Consider the following 14686-nt stretch of genomic DNA (forward strand, 5'->3'; position numbering starts at 1 on the left):
CGGTGGCTCACGCTTTCGTGCACGACGCCACGCCGCACGCCAGTCCTGAGCCACGCTATCGGGGCCGTTTCGCGCCGTCGCCGACCGGGCCGCTTCATCGAGGCTCGCTCGTCACGGCACTGGCCAGCTGGCTGGATGCACGCGCGCACGACGGCGTCTGGATCGTCCGCATGGAAGACGTGGACGAACCGCGATGTGTACCGGGGGCGGCCGAAGCCATTCTCGCGACGCTCTCGCGCCTGGGCCTGCATTCTGACGAGCCGGTTGTCTGGCAAAGCCGGCGGCACGCCCAATACGAACAAGCGCTCGCCGCGCTCACTGCACGCGGGCTCGTTTATCCCTGCGGCTGCACGCGCCGCGAAATCGCCGATTCGCTCACTCGCGTGCACGCGCGCAACAGCACGCTCGCCTATCCGGGCACGTGCCGCCACGGCCTGCACGGCAAAACGCCACGCGCCTGGCGCTTGCGTGTGCCGGACGGCGAGGCGGCGCGCATCCGTTTCGACGATCGCTGGATGGGGCCGCAGACGCAGGATCTGGCGACGGAGGTCGGCGACTTCGTGCTCAAACGCGCCGACGGCCAGTGGGCCTACCAGTTGGCCGTGGTGGTCGACGATCAGGCGCAGGGCATGACCGATATCGTGCGCGGTGCGGATTTACTGGACTCGACGGCACGTCAGATCTATCTGCAGGCGTGCCTCGATGCCCCGACGCCGCGCTATCTGCACGTGCCGCTGGTCCTGGCGGACGACGGCGAGAAGCTGAGCAAGCAAAATGGCGCGGCGCCGCTCGTCCTCGATACACCCGAGACAACACTCTCGGCGCTCAAGGACGCCGCGACGCATCTCGGATTACCCACGTCGCTTGCCTACGCCCCACATCGCGAAGATTTCTATGCCGCCGCGACACAGGCGTGGCGGAGTCGGCACCTGGGGTGAAACCCGTCCCCCTGACGTCTTTGGCGCGCCCCAAAACAAAAAAGCCAGCGCAACCACGCTGGCTCTTTCACCTGCATCACGCACCTGCATCACGCCACTTCAACGCGCGAAGCGCAGGACGCCGTCAGTCGGCACTCAGTGACTTGCCTTGCGCGGGAAGCCCGCAAGCAATGCGGCCACCTGACGCTTCGGTGCCTTGTCGGGCAACCCGCCAAACGCCGTCGGCGCACCCGACGCCTGAGACGACCGGCCATCGTGTTGCGCCTCGTCCGCCGACGCTGACGTCGACGGCTCGTACGGCTTGTAGAAGAACTCATCTTCCGGCCGGACACGGCGCGGTGCGGTGCCACCGCTGCGGCTGACTCGCAGGCCCTCATGGCGGCTGTGGCGCTCGCCTCGGTCGCTGCGCTCACCGCGCTCGCTACGGTCACTGCGCTCGAAACGCTCGCCACGGTCGTCACGCGGACGGCTGCGGCGCTCCAGCACCAACTCGCCACGCTTGAGTTCGCGCTTGATCAGCTTCTCGATTTCCACGATTTGCTTGCGCTCGTCGGGGGCGCACAGCGAAATCGCTTCGCCCGACGCGCCCGCACGGCCCGTACGGCCAATGCGATGCACATAGTCTTCCGGGTTGTACGGCAGATCGTAGTTGATCACGCCGGGCAGGTCCGAGATGTCCAGGCCGCGCGCCGCGACGTCCGTGGCCACGAGCGCCTGGATACCGCCCTGCTTGAACGCTTCGAGCGCCTGCATGCGCTCGTTCTGCGACTTGTCGCCGTGAATCGCGGCCGTTACGACGCCTTCACGCTCCAACTGGCGTGCCAGACGGCTCGCGCCGACCTTGCTATTGACGAATACGATGACCTGCTTGAGATCGCGGTCCCGCAGAATCTGCACCACGGCAGCACGCTTGTCGTCTTCATCCACTTCATAGACGACCTGCTCGACGTTGTCGGCCGTCGCATTGCGACGGGCAACTTCGATCGTGAGCGGATTCGTAAGATAGCTCGAGGCAAGCTTCTTGATCTCGTTCGAGAACGTGGCCGAGAACAGGAGCGTCTGGCGTTGTTTCGGGAGCAAATTCAGAATGCGCTGAAGGTCGGGCAGGAAGCCCATGTCCAGCATGCGGTCAGCCTCGTCGAGCACGAGCATCTTCACCTGGCTCAGATTCACCGTCTTCTGTTCGACGTGATCGAGCAAGCGGCCCGGCGTTGCGATCAGGATCTCGACACCACGTCGCAGCGTATCCTTCTGCGGATTCATGTCGACGCCGCCGAACACCACGGTGTTGCGCAATGGCGTATGCCCCGCGTAGGCGCGCACGTTGTCGGCAACCTGGTCGGCAAGTTCGCGCGTCGGGGTGAGAATCAGGGCGCGCACCGGGTGACGGGCGGGCGAGGCACTCGTGTTGGCATCGGGCAGCAGGCGCTGGATGATCGGCAGCGAGAAGCTGGCGGTCTTGCCCGTTCCCGTTTGCGCGGCACCCATGACGTCACGTCCGGACAGCACCACCGGGATGGCCTGCGCCTGGATCGGCGTCGGCTGGGTGTAGCCCTGCTCGGCGATGGCCCGCAAGATGTCCGCATGCAGCCCAAAGCTATCGAAGCCGGGGGTCGGAACAGCATTTACATCAGCCATGATGAAGGGACATCTCTTTTAAAAAACGGGGGCCGCCACGCGGAAGGATTCCGCATCAAAGCTCACTCGCGAAGATTCAAGGGGCGCTGCGCGCCATGCTCGGGGCTGGCGCAAGAGGGGCCTGTCGAGGGACAGATGCGTCGGGCGCCGCCGGACCAGGGAGGTCATGAAGAAGCAAAACAAGCGCAATTCTAGCACTTGCGCACGACCAACGTGTGACAGTGGCCCTTGATGGGCCGCGTTTTGCCCGGATTCCCTTGTCAGCGGCCCGCGCCGGCGTTGGCGCTGCTCTCGGACTTGCCGTCAGGCACGCCCGGCTTGGAGCCGCCCGCCTTCAGCCGCTTGCCCGCCTGTGCCGCGCGCTGACGATTGGCGTAGCGCTGCGCGAGCACGGCGCACACCATCAGTTGCATCTGATGAAACAGCATCAGCGGCAACACGATAGCACCGAGCGGCCCGGTCGCGAACAACACCTTGGCCATTGGAATACCGCTCGCGAGACTCTTCTTCGAACCGCAGAAGACGATGGTGATCTCGTCCTCGCGGGAGAACCCGAGCCAGCGGGCGGAATAGGTCGTGAAGGCAAGCATGATCGCCAGGATCACCGCGCAGCAACCCAGCAGACCGAGCAACGCCAGCGGCGGGATCTGGTGCCACAGGCCCGTGTTCACGGCTTCACTGAACGCGGTATAGACCACCAGCAGAATCGAGCCCTGATCGACGATCTTGAGCAATGCGCGATTACGCTCGACCCACTTGCCGATGGCCTTGCGCGACACCTGGCCAGCGATGAACGGTACGAGCAACTGCAGCATGATGTTGCCAATCGAGTCGAACGGCGAAGCGCCGGTCCCACCGTCGTGATGCATGACCACCAGGCCGACGAGCACCGGCGTGATGAAAATGCCGAACAGGCTCGACGCCGACGCGCTGCACACGGCGGCCGGCACATTGCCCCGGGCGATCGAGGTGAACGCGATAGCGGACTGCACCGTCGCCGGCAACGTGCACAGGAACAGGATGCCCAGATACAACTCCGGGGTCACCATCCATGAGAGCAGCGGCTTGAGCGCCAGGCCGACGATCGGGAAGATCGCGAACGTGCTGCCGAACACCAGCAGATGCAGGCGCCAGTGCGTCGCACCGGCGAGCACCGCCTCGCGCGAGAGCTTCGCACCGTGCAGGAAGAACAGGGCGGCAATCGCCACGTTGGTGAGCAGGTTGAAGGCGACTTCGCCTTCGCCGTGTGCCGGCAGGACGCTGGCAAGCGCGACGGTCGTCACAAGCATCAACGTGAAATTGTCGGGAAGGTAACGCGGTCTGGCCATCGTCGATCTCGAATGCGTCGGAAAAGACAAAGCCCGTCCGCCAGAACACGGGACGCGACGGCGTGGCGGCCGCCAGCGTTCGTCCGTCAGTCGATCGGCAGGCGATCGAGGGTGACCGGAAGTGTGCGCTCGCGATACGGGTTTTTACGTATTAGAGCGCAAGAGCAGTTAAAATACAAATTCATTTAAAAAAATTATTCATACCAAACACGCATGAATATCTCGCTGCGCCAGCTCAAGGTGTTCCTCGCAGTGGCCGAACACGGGAGTTTCAGCCGTGCTGGCGAGGACATCGGCCTGACCCAGCCGGCCGTCAGCCGCTGTATCCGTGAATTGGAGCAAGAACTCGGGCTCAAGCTTGTAGACCGCACCACACGGGAGGTCACCCTGACCGAAGTGGGCACTAGCCTCTCCGCAACGCTCGCCCGGGTGCTCGACGAGTTGGAGAGCGCCTTGCGTGACACGCACGGACTGGCCGAAGAGCGGCGAGGGCGGGTACGTGTCGCCAGCGCGCCGACGATCTCCGCCAATCTGATGCCTGAATGCATCTCCGCCTGCGCGGCCCGCTACCCGGACATCACGCTCATGCTGCGCGATCAGGTGCAGACGCTCGCAAGCGACAGCGTGCGGCACGGCGAAGTCGATTTCGGCGTCATCGTGGCCTCGGAAGGCACGGACGATCTGGTCGGCGAGCCCATCATGGTGGAACCGTTTCTCGTCGTGTGCGACCGCTCACATCGCTTCGCGAAGCAGACACAGGTGACATGGGAGGACCTCAATGGCGAGAAGTTGGTGCTGCTTGACTACGCGTCGGGCAGCCGGCCGCTGATCGACCGGGCGTTGGCTGAGCATGGCGCCTATTGCCAGGTGGCGCAGGAAGTCGGCCATGCCATTACCGTCTTCCGGATGATTGAAGCGGGCATCGGCATCAGCATCATGCCGGCCCTGGCCCTTCCCGCAATGCCTGGGGCACCGGCGCAAGCTAGCCGCCTCGTCGCCCTGCCGCTCGTCCCGCAACTCGACCGCACCATCGTGCTCGTGCGCCGCAAGAACCGTACGCTCTCGCCCGCCGCGCAAACCGTCTGGACGCTGATCCAGCAGATCACGGCCGGTACCGCTCACGCGATGACCACCCCGCCGGGACGAAATGGGGGAACGAGCGCCCCTCCCCCTCGACCCTGACATCATGGGAAATGTGGCACGATGCTGAAAATTCGAGGTGGATTGCACGAAATTCAGCGAAATTTTCCGGCGACCGATCGCGTTCCAATACCGCAAAGTGAGTGAGTGCCTGCTACAATATGCGGACGTCGACTCCCTCAAGTGCGTGACTGTGCCATCGGGCGACTGCCCTGCCATCGTGCCTCGACGACGTGCCCGCGCCCTGCGGGCATTGTGTTTCCGGTACGGCGTCATGGACTTGTTCATCAAATACTTCAGTCCGCTGTGGCTCTTCCACGCGGCGACCGATCTGTCGTTCTGGCAGCGGCATCAACTCGACGCACGCATGCACATCGTCAGCCGCTTCATGTGGCGGTATGTCATGCGCTGGTGTGTCGTGAGCACGATGTTGCTCGTCCCGGCCGCCGTCATGGCGCATGGCATGGCTGCCACCGGGCTCGCGCTGGCAGGCGGAGCGTCAGCGAGCGTCACGGTGCTGATCGCGGCACTCGCGCTCGGTTGCCTCATCGGCTCGCGCTTGCGTTAATCGCTCCGGGGACACGAGGCTCCAATCGGCCGCCCGTTGATGCTTCGCCGGCGTGCGAGCGCCCGCGCTGCGGCGAATTGTTCCGTCGGGCGCTTGGCACCAAGGAATTCGGTGTTTCGTCCTTAGCGTCGACTATGATGGAACGGCTCGCCTCGCGCGGCGAACCGCCGCTGACGCCAGCCTCTCTCGCCCCCTAAGGAGATTCACATGGCCAACGCCAAGATCTTGGTGGTGTTCTACAGCATGTTCGGGCACATCTATACGATGGCCGAAGCCGTCGCCGAGGGCGCACGCAGCGTCGCCGGCACCGACGTCACCGTCATGCAAGTCCCTGAGCTGGTCCCCGACGAAATTCTTGAGAAGAGTGGCGCGAAAGCAGCACGCGCCGCGTTCGCAAACGTGCCTGTCGCTCGTGTCGACCAGCTTGCCGACTACGACGCGATCCTTTTCGGCACCCCGACGCGCTTCGGCAACATGACCGCACAGATGCGCAACTTCCTCGATCAGACGGGCGGCCTATGGGCCAACGGCACGCTCGTCGGCAAAGTCGGCAGTGTGTTCGCCAGCACGGGAACGCAGCACGGCGGTCAGGAGACCACGATCACCAGCTTTCACACCACGCTGCTCCACCACGGCATGGTCATTGTCGGCGTGCCGTACACCGAGCCGGGTCTGACCAACATGGGCGAAATTACCGGCGGCACGCCGTACGGGGCGACCACGCTCGCCGCCGCCGATGGCTCGCGCAAACCCAGCGAGAACGAGTTGAAGATTGCCAGGACGCAAGGCCGTCATGTGGCGGAAATCGCCGCTGCCCTCAAGCACGGACGCGCCTTGTAACGCGCTTTGATCGCGCCGGTGCGCCGCCGCCTGGCGTACGCGCCGCGCGATGCTCGCGACGGTGCCCTGGCGTCATCGTGCCAGCGACAGATCCTTCGGCCCCCACCCACGATGTGCGGCTGTGGACCAAGCACGACGGTTTGCCACCGGCAAGATGCGCCGGAACGTCGACCTGCCCGCCTGTCAAATTTAGTGATACTAATGTTTTTGGCTGCGGCTGGAATTGCAAGCACGTTGTCGAAATCGCTGATCAAGCGCTCGCTTACGCGATCGTTTGCGACATCGTCTGCGTGTCGGCACGCACGAAGCAACGCTACCGTAACCGACGTAACCGCCGTATCATCGGCGCACCGCATCCGTAGATCGCATCCGTAGATTTCGCCGCGTCCGCGGGCGTCGTCCGATGAGCGGTGCGACTCGATTCCCCTCGACGCCATGCCCGATCCCCGTCTTCCACACATCCCCCCGCCCGCCACACCGGCCACCACCACGGGTGCGCCGACGCTCGTCGTTCGCCTCGACGCCCCGCACCATATCGACGGTCAACCGGCTCGATATCAGAGCCTGTGGTTGTTGATGCGGGTCTACTACGCGGCGCATTACGAAACGTCGCCCGTCTCGCTCGCCTCGTTGAAGATTCGATTCAGTCAATCCGAGACGGGAGGCGATCTGCGTATGCTGATCAGCCGCGCTTTCTCGGACTTCGCGCGCTGGGGCGTCGCCGTCGGCTGGGGCGACAACGTCCAGGCCGATGCGCGGCTACTGCCGACGCGCGGCCGGGGCAAAGGACCATTCTGGCTCGACCGAGACGAGATGTCGCGCATTGTCGTGACGATCGGCGACACGACGCCCGCCGACCCGCGACGCGCCCTCGCCTCGTTTCTCGGGCTTGCACGAGACGCGCCCCCGCATACGCCATCGCCCGCACTCGACTATGTCATGCAGGACATCGCGTTCTGGCATCACCTGACCCTGGGCAAGCGCGATATGCAGGATGGCGTGTTCTTCGCGCCGCCCCAAGCGCCGTCGCATGGTGAGGTACGCCGCCAGCAGCGCACCGGGGCCATTCCATCGTTTCATGCGGCGCAAGTGTGTGCCGTCGACGACGTGCAACGCGGCATCGCCCTGCTTGCCGAGACGATCGCCTGGCGTCGCATGGGGGACGCGACGCGCACGAATCGAACCCTTGCGTCGCTCGCCGCGACCTTTGGCGCGAACCTGCCGGGCTCGCCCACGTTACGCGCAATGCACTGGATCGTACAGGCCTGGCAAGCGTACGCATCGCGCGACGAAGCCGGCGCATTCGCCCATCTGCAACGCATCGCCGACGACACCACGCTCGCCCCCTGTCTCGTCTACAACCCGCGCATTCGCTTCGAGAGTCGCAACCTGCAGGCGCTGCTGCACAAGTCGCACGCCACGCGCAGCGGCCCGATGCCCGCGCGCGAACAGTCGGCGGCCAACGCCCTGGCCGCCTTTTCCGACGCCCTGCAAGCCGCGTTCGAAGCCGACTCCCTCGAACTCGCGCAACACGTCGCGGCCAATATCGGGCTGTCGTTGTGGCTGTTTTGGCAGGGCGCGCTCATCGATCCCGGTCGACGACTTGCCGCGGCCGACGTCCAGCGGCAGGCGCTGCGCTGGATCGGGCTGTCGGAGTGGATTTGCGACCGGTTTGGCGTTGGCGGCAATTCGGTCTGGAATACCGTCTTCCTGCTGCGCATTGCGCGCGGTGCCGTGCCGGCGCGGCGCGACCCCGATCTGGCATCGCTGCGCGCGAGCACACCGCTCACCGTCGGCGCCTTTCTCGACGCCGTGCAGCCGTTCGGCGCGCCGTTCTCGCGGGCGAAGGGATTCCTGCGCTGGACGGATGTGGTGGCGACGACGCTCGCCGACCACGAAGAGGGGCGCGTCTGCTTCGAGCCGCTGCAGCTCGCCAACCTGTGGTTCGAGATGTTGTGGTTCGCGCTGCACCAGGACGGCGACTCGCCGCAGGCGTTGCACGCCGCCCAGTCGCTGGGCCGCGTGCTGCCGATGTTGCCTCCGCCGGACCGCCGCTTTTTCCGCGACGCGCTACGGTGGATGCCGCGCGACTTTCAGCGCGAAGTGCGTCTGGCGCGCTAACGGCCCCGTCAGAACGCGCATCGCGTCGGGCCGGCGCTCAGCGCACGCCGTGCGGGGTCTTCGGAAGCGGTGCGCGAAACGCGATCGCCATGCGATTCCACGCATTGATCGTAGCGACGGCGAACGTCAGGTCGGCGATCTGCTTGTCGTCGTAATGCGCGCGCAGGTCGGCGAACACCGGATCCGGCACGTGGCCGTCCTGCACGTTGGTCACGGCTTCCGTCCATGCCAGTGCGGCACGCTCAGCCGGCGAGTACAACTCGGTCTCGCGCCAGGCGTCAAGCAGATGCAACCGGCGCGCCTCGATGCCCACCTTCAGGGCGTCGGTCACGTGCATGTCAATGCAGTACGCGCAGCCATTGAGTTGCGAGGCTCGCAACCACACCAGTTCGACCAGACCGTCCGGCAGGCCACAATCGTGAAAGTATTGGCTTAGCGCGTTCATATGTTCGAATGGGCGCGGGGCCGCCTTGATGTAATTCAGTCGTAGCATGAGTCGATTCTCCGTTCCGTTGAGGATGGGCTTCACAAAGCGGGCGTATGCCGTTGTCATGCATGCGCCGCGTTCACGTGTTCGAAGATACGCGCCCCTTGTCTCAACCAGAAGAGCCAAAACCGAATAGAATCATTAGGCCAAAGTGAGCCAAGCCGGCCATCCGCGTGTGCGGTGCCCAGAGTGCTCGACGCCAGACACTCCCCACGCCATCCCCGGCGTTGCGCCATGACCGACAAATCCAGCCCTCCCGCGCTGACGGTGCTGCATCTGGCCGCTGCCGCGCAAACCCCCGGTGTGCCGACGTACCGGGCCCTTTACGAACGCATTCGCGAAGGCATTCTCTCGGGCAAGCTCGCGCCGTCGACCCGGTTGCCGTCGACGCGCTCGCTCGCGAGCGAACTGGGCGTTGCGCGCGGCACCGTCGAAGCCGCCTACGAGCGCCTAGTCGCGGAAGGCTTCGTGATCGGACGCGGCGCCGCCGGCAGCCGCGTCAATCCCCAGTTGGACGCCACACGGCTCGAGGCGGCCGCGAAAGCGATGCCGTCGGGGACGGGAACGGCCTGGGCCGGGACGCATCGCCCCGCCGGGGTCGTCGAAGCACGCGTCGACGCGCCGGGCGCCCTTGGGAGCGATCTCGCCGACAACCCGGACGCGATGCCGCTGAACGCCGTCGGCATGCCGTTCCCGCTGCAAAACGGCCTGCCCGCCCTCGACGAATTCCCGCGCAAATTGTGGGCGCGCCTATCGGCACGCCGTGCCCGGCATCTGTCCCCCGAGGGCCTGCATTACCATAACGCCGCCGGCTGGGCGCCGCTGCGCGAAGCCATCGCCGGCTATCTCGCGATCTCCCGAGGCATTCGTTGCGACCCGGGGCAGATCGTCGTCACGGCAGGCTATCAAGGCGCGCTCGCGCTGATCGCGCGTGTGATCCTGGGTCCGGGCGATGCCGTGTGGTGCGAGGATCCAGGCTATTTCCGCGCGCACGACGGGTTGCGGATGGCGCACGCGAAGCTGGTGCCCGTCCCCGTCGACCAGGACGGCCTCGACATCGCGGCGGGCGAACGCGCGGCGCCCAACGCGCGCCTTGCCATCGTCACGCCCTCTCACCAATCGCCCCTGTCCGTGACGCTCCCGCTTGCGCGCCGTCTCGCGCTGCTGGCCTGGGCGCAGGCCAACGAGGCGTGGATCGTTGAAGACGACTACGACAGCGAATTCCGTTACACGGGTGCCCCGCTGCCCGCGCTCAAGAGCCTGGACGGTGGCGAGCGCGTGCTCTACGCCGGGTCGTTCAGCAAGGTGCTGTTTCCCGGCTTGCGACTCGGCTACGTCGTCGTGCCGCCCTCGCTGGTCGACGCCTTCATCGCCCATGCGTCGCTCACCTGCCCGGCGCAAGGGTGGATAGAACAGGCGACCGTCACGGATTTCATTACCCAGGGGCATTTCAGCCGCCACATCAAGCGCATGCGCCAGCTTTACGCGGCGCGTCGAGCCGCCCTTGCCGACGCGCTGCGGCAGCACCTCCCGGGACGCATCGAACTCGCGCATCAGGCGGGCGGCATGCATCTGCTCGGCTGGCTCGAGGCGCACCGCGACGACCGTACCGTCTGCCGCGCCGCCTTGCGTCACGGGCTTGCGCCGGCTGCGCTATCGAGCTTCAGTCTCGCCCGCACACTGCCGCCAGCGCTGGTGATGAGCTTTACCAACGTGCCGGAAACGCTCGCCGGCGACGTCGCGCAACGGTTGGCCCGCACGTTCGACGACGCCCCCAGCGCACGCCCGGTCAGTTGAGATCACCGCCGGACGCGAGGTCACGAGTCTCCACCCCTTGCATGCGGCAGCGCACCATCGGTCGTTCACGTTTTTCGGGACGCATCGTGCTTGTGTTTGCTGGGCATGTCGGTGTATCGTTGCCGCAAAGCTAGCGCAGGGGTCCTGCAACGTGAGTTGTGGGTGAGAAATACCCTTAGAACCTGATCTGGATAATGCCAGCGCAGGGAGCGTAGAAGTTCCTCGCCCCCGTTCATGCTCCTGAGCCGCTTTTCGCCGAAATTGTCGGCGTCAACACGTGCCCCGCCAGGAGACATTGCATGAACGCCAATCCGAAGTTCCTCTCAGCCAATGCGCGCGTGGACGAAGCCGCGATCGCACCGCTGCCGAATTCCCGCAAGATCTACGTCAGCGGCTCGCGCCCCGACCTCCGTGTGCCGATGCGCGAAATCTCGCAAGCCGACACGCCGACGAGCTTTGGCGGTGAGAAGAACCCGCCGATCTTCGTGTACGACACTTCAGGTCCGTACACCGATCCCGACACCAAGATCGACATTCGCTCCGGCCTGCCCGCCTTGCGTGCGGCATGGATCGAAGAGCGCGGCGACACCGAAGCGCTGCCGGGCATGACGTCCGCCTACGGCCGCGAGCGCGCCGCCGACGACGCCACGGCCGAACTGCGCTTCCCGGGCCTGCATCGCACGCCGCGCCGCGCCAAGGCCGGCAAGAATGTGACGCAGATGCACTACGCGCGCCAGGGCATCATCACGCCCGAGATGGAATACATCGCCATTCGCGAAAACCTGCGCCGTCAGGAGTACATCGAGAGCGTGCGCAACGCCGGCCCGCAAGGCGAGCGTCTGGCCAAGCTGCTCTCGCGCCAGCATCCGGGTCAGCATTTCGGCGCGAGCCTCCCCGCCGAGATCACGCCGGAGTTCGTGCGCAGCGAAATTGCACGCGGGCGCGCCATCATCCCGAACAACATCAACCACCCGGAATCGGAGCCGATGATCATCGGCCGCAACTTCCTTGTGAAGATCAACGCGAACATCGGCAATTCGGCCGTGACCTCGTCGATCGGCGAGGAAGTGGACAAGATGACGTGGGCGATCCGCTGGGGCGGCGACACGGTAATGGACCTGTCGACCGGCAAGCACATTCACGAGACGCGTGAATGGATCCTGCGCAACAGCCCGGTGCCCATCGGCACGGTGCCGATCTATCAGGCGCTCGAGAAGGTGAACGGCAAGGCCGAAGACCTGACCTGGGAAATGTTCCGCGACACGCTCATCGAGCAGGCCGAGCAAGGCGTCGACTACTTCACGATTCACGCCGGTGTGCGCCTCGCGTACGTGCCGATGACCGCCAACCGCATGACCGGCATCGTGAGCCGCGGCGGCTCGATCATGGCCAAGTGGTGCCTCGCACATCACAAGGAAAGCTTCCTGTACACGCACTTCGAAGAGATTTGCGAAATCATGAAGGCCTATGACGTGGCGTTCTCGCTGGGCGACGGCCTGCGTCCGGGCTCGATCTACGACGCCAACGACGAAGCGCAACTCTCCGAGCTGAAGACGCTGGGCGAACTCACGCAGATCGCCTGGAAGCACGATGTGCAAGTGATGATCGAAGGCCCGGGCCACGTGCCGATGCAGCTCATCAAGGAGAACATGGATCTCCAGCTCGAGTACTGCGATGAAGCCCCTTTCTACACGCTCGGACCGCTGACGACGGACATCGCCCCCGGCTACGACCACATCACGTCGGGTATCGGCGCGGCGACCATCGGCTGGTACGGCACCGCCATGCTGTGCTACGTCACGCCGAAGGAACACCTCGGCTTGCCGAACAAGGACGACGTGAAGGAGGGCATCATCACGTACAAGCTCGCCGCGCACGCCGCCGATCTCGCCAAGGGCCACCCCGGCGCGCAGATTCGCGACAACGCGTTGTCGAAGGCGCGTTTCGAATTCCGTTGGGAAGACCAGTTCAATCTGGGCCTCGATCCGGACAAGGCGCGTGAGTTCCACGACGAGACCCTGCCGAAGGACTCGGCCAAGGTTGCCCACTTCTGCTCGATGTGCGGGCCGCACTTCTGCTCGATGAAGATCACGCAGGACGTACGCGATTACGCGGCCAAGCAAGGCCTTACCGACGAAGCGGCCCTCAAGCAGGGCATGGAAGTCAAGGCCGTTGAGTTCGTCAAGAGCGGTGCCGAAATCTATCGTCGCACCTGACGGTGCGCACGCGGCGGCGGCGAAGGTTTCACGCTGCCCCGCCGTGCGTCGTCACCAACGGTAGCCAACGCGCCCGGGTCACCCCGGGCGCGTTTTTTCATGGATCACGCCTGTCCGGCCAAGCCCGGGGCGCGCTTAGCCCTTCGCTGACGGGTCGATCGTGGTGCTGGCCGGGATCGTCGGCACACCGCGCATCGCAAGCTGGTTGCGCAAGCGCTGCGTTGCGATGTGCGGCGGGCGCGACGACATCGACGTTGCCAAGGCCGTAAAGGCCTTCGTGTTCGTCGCGGGCAGCGCCGCCGCGTCCATCACCTCTGAGTGACGAAGCTCCCAGTGACGCTCACCGACTTGCTCGACGCCGAGGGCGAGTTTGATCCACTCGTCCGTGCCCAGCCCGACGGACGGCGGCAGATCGGCGCGCACCATGGCCTGATGCATCGGCAAGCCGTCGGCGAATCCCACGCGAAGCATCCATTCGGTGCTCTCGCGCGACGGCAGGACGCGAGACCCCTGGTGCAGACGCTCGTTCACCTTCGCGATGAACGTCGCGGGCGACTCCAGTTCCTCGCACGCCTTCGACCACTCCTTTTTCCCCGCCAGTGCCGATTTGCCCGTCCATCGGCGCGCGGTATCCGCGACGATCGTCGTCACGTCGTCGCGGCCGGTATCGAACGCCACCGTACCGTTGCGGCCGGCCGTGCCGAGCAGCGAGCCGTTCACAATGTCGCGGCAGATCTGTGCCCGTTCGCTTCGCCCGTTGGGCATGAAGACGGGATGATTGCGACCGTCCGGCGATACGCCACGTGTATGGACGTTCTGCGCGCTGGCACACACATGAAGCGTCTGCATGGCCGACGCGCTCAGGACGGGTTGCGCGCCACGCGTTGCACCCGACGTCGGACCGGCAAGCGCGTATGCGGTGAGTTCGACGCGGCCCGTGCCGTCGCCTTCGGGGATGAACTGGCCTGTGGCGACTTCGCCAGACGCCTCGGTTTCCGTTGACACGCCCAAAAAGTCGCTGCCGAATGCCTTGTCCATGCCACGAGACACCGGCACGGCATGGACGTCGCGCGACGTCCATGGGTGCGCCACGCTATCGGCGCGAGCGTTGGCGACGCGCACCAGCGAAATGCCGGCAGCATTGGCGGGTCCCGCGCCCGGCGCCAACGCGATGGGTGCCAGTGCCGCAACGTTGCCCATACCGGGCGAATAGTGGAATGCCTGGATGCCATTCATGATGGTGAGATCCTCAGGAAGGAGAAACGTGGCCCGTCGCCACGGCCTCGACAAGGTGTCGATGCGAGGATCACGATGCCCGAGCCGTCGCAAGTCGATTGTCGGTTCTGTACCCGGCGTCTCGCAGCTCGTGCAAGCCACCGTCCGAAAGTAGACGGCGGTGTCGCCCGGCGCACGCCCAATCGTCGGGGCGCCGGTGTCGAGGTGCCCCGAACTTATGGCATGCTATTGGACAGCGGCACAGCCGACGCGGCTGACGCGCCCCGCCAACATGGCGTCGACGGCACCTTTGGCCCGTCGGCGACACCGCACCGGGTACGCGCCTTCCGTGCGCCCGCCTGAAGGCATCTCAAAATGATGGCCCACCGGGCTTGTTT

11 protein-coding genes and 1 riboswitch are annotated in these 14686 nt (G+C 65.3%); of the genes, 7 read left to right on the top strand and 4 right to left on the bottom strand.

The window, feature by feature from the left end; all coding sequences use genetic code 11:
- The first annotated feature begins 2 nt into the window (after positions 1–2).
- Positions 3–938, top strand: coding sequence for a tRNA glutamyl-Q(34) synthetase GluQRS (gluQRS, locus tag PTE31013_RS04985; protein ID WP_246173899.1), 936 nt, complete (start codon positions 3–5; stop codon positions 936–938).
- A 135-nt stretch (positions 939–1073) separates the two neighbouring features.
- Here the strand turns inward: gluQRS and PTE31013_RS04990 are convergent, their stop codons facing one another.
- Together PTE31013_RS04990 and PTE31013_RS04995 are read right to left on the bottom strand one after the other, a co-directional pair.
- The gene (locus PTE31013_RS04990; RefSeq protein WP_150611736.1) at positions 1074–2576 is read right to left on the bottom strand and encodes a DEAD/DEAH box helicase; all 1503 of its coding nucleotides are present in this window, start codon (positions 2574–2576) and stop codon (positions 1074–1076) included.
- A 260-nt stretch (positions 2577–2836) separates the two neighbouring features.
- On the bottom strand, positions 2837–3904 hold the full coding sequence (locus PTE31013_RS04995) for a bile acid:sodium symporter family protein (RefSeq protein WP_150611737.1): 1068 nt from the start codon (positions 3902–3904) through the stop codon (positions 2837–2839).
- 213 nt (positions 3905–4117) lie between these two features.
- Here PTE31013_RS04995 and PTE31013_RS05000 point away from each other — a divergent pair, with 213 nt between their 5' ends.
- The 4 genes from PTE31013_RS05000 to PTE31013_RS05015 all read left to right on the top strand — a co-directional run bounded on the left by PTE31013_RS05000 (position 4118) and on the right by PTE31013_RS05015 (position 8573).
- The gene (locus PTE31013_RS05000) at positions 4118–5086 is read left to right on the top strand and encodes a LysR family transcriptional regulator (protein WP_150611738.1); all 969 of its coding nucleotides are present in this window, start codon (positions 4118–4120) and stop codon (positions 5084–5086) included.
- A 232-nt stretch (positions 5087–5318) separates the two neighbouring features.
- Positions 5319–5612 (top strand): hypothetical protein, encoded by a 294-nt coding sequence (locus PTE31013_RS05005; protein WP_150611739.1) that lies wholly within the window; start codon positions 5319–5321, stop codon positions 5610–5612.
- Positions 5613–5819: 207 nt separating this feature from the next.
- Entirely contained in the window at positions 5820–6452 is a 633-nt protein-coding gene (gene wrbA, locus PTE31013_RS05010) for an NAD(P)H:quinone oxidoreductase (RefSeq protein WP_150611740.1), read from the top strand.
- A gap of 435 nt (positions 6453–6887) precedes the next feature.
- Positions 6888–8573, top strand: coding sequence for a hypothetical protein (locus tag PTE31013_RS05015; protein ID WP_150611741.1), 1686 nt, complete (start codon positions 6888–6890; stop codon positions 8571–8573).
- 37 nt (positions 8574–8610) lie between these two features.
- Here the strand turns inward: PTE31013_RS05015 and PTE31013_RS05020 are convergent, their stop codons facing one another.
- Complete coding sequence (locus PTE31013_RS05020) at positions 8611–9066, bottom strand: carboxymuconolactone decarboxylase family protein (RefSeq protein WP_150611742.1); 456 nt, start codon at positions 9064–9066, stop codon at positions 8611–8613.
- A gap of 228 nt (positions 9067–9294) precedes the next feature.
- On the opposite strand from PTE31013_RS05020, the gene pdxR reads away from it, so the two are divergent.
- Positions 9295–10857 carry a MocR-like pyridoxine biosynthesis transcription factor PdxR gene (pdxR, locus tag PTE31013_RS05025; RefSeq protein WP_150611743.1) on the top strand — a complete coding sequence of 521 codons (1563 nt, stop codon included), beginning with the start codon at positions 9295–9297 and terminating at the stop codon, positions 10855–10857.
- A 127-nt stretch (positions 10858–10984) separates the two neighbouring features.
- A riboswitch (TPP riboswitch) is annotated at positions 10985–11083 on the top strand.
- A 73-nt stretch (positions 11084–11156) separates the two neighbouring features.
- Positions 11157–13073 (top strand): phosphomethylpyrimidine synthase ThiC, encoded by a 1917-nt coding sequence (thiC, locus tag PTE31013_RS05030; RefSeq protein ID WP_150611744.1) that lies wholly within the window; start codon positions 11157–11159, stop codon positions 13071–13073.
- Between the two features lie 135 nt (positions 13074–13208).
- On the opposite strand, the gene PTE31013_RS05035 is transcribed toward thiC, so the two are convergent.
- A complete protein-coding gene (locus PTE31013_RS05035) occupies positions 13209–14309 on the bottom strand; it encodes a hypothetical protein (RefSeq protein ID WP_150611745.1) in 1101 nt (366 codons plus the stop codon).
- Positions 14310–14686 lie beyond the last annotated feature (377 nt).

Origin of the sequence: Pandoraea terrigena, from assembly GCF_902459705.1 — a bacterium.
Classification (GTDB): Bacteria; Pseudomonadota; Gammaproteobacteria; order Burkholderiales; family Burkholderiaceae; genus Pandoraea; species Pandoraea terrigena.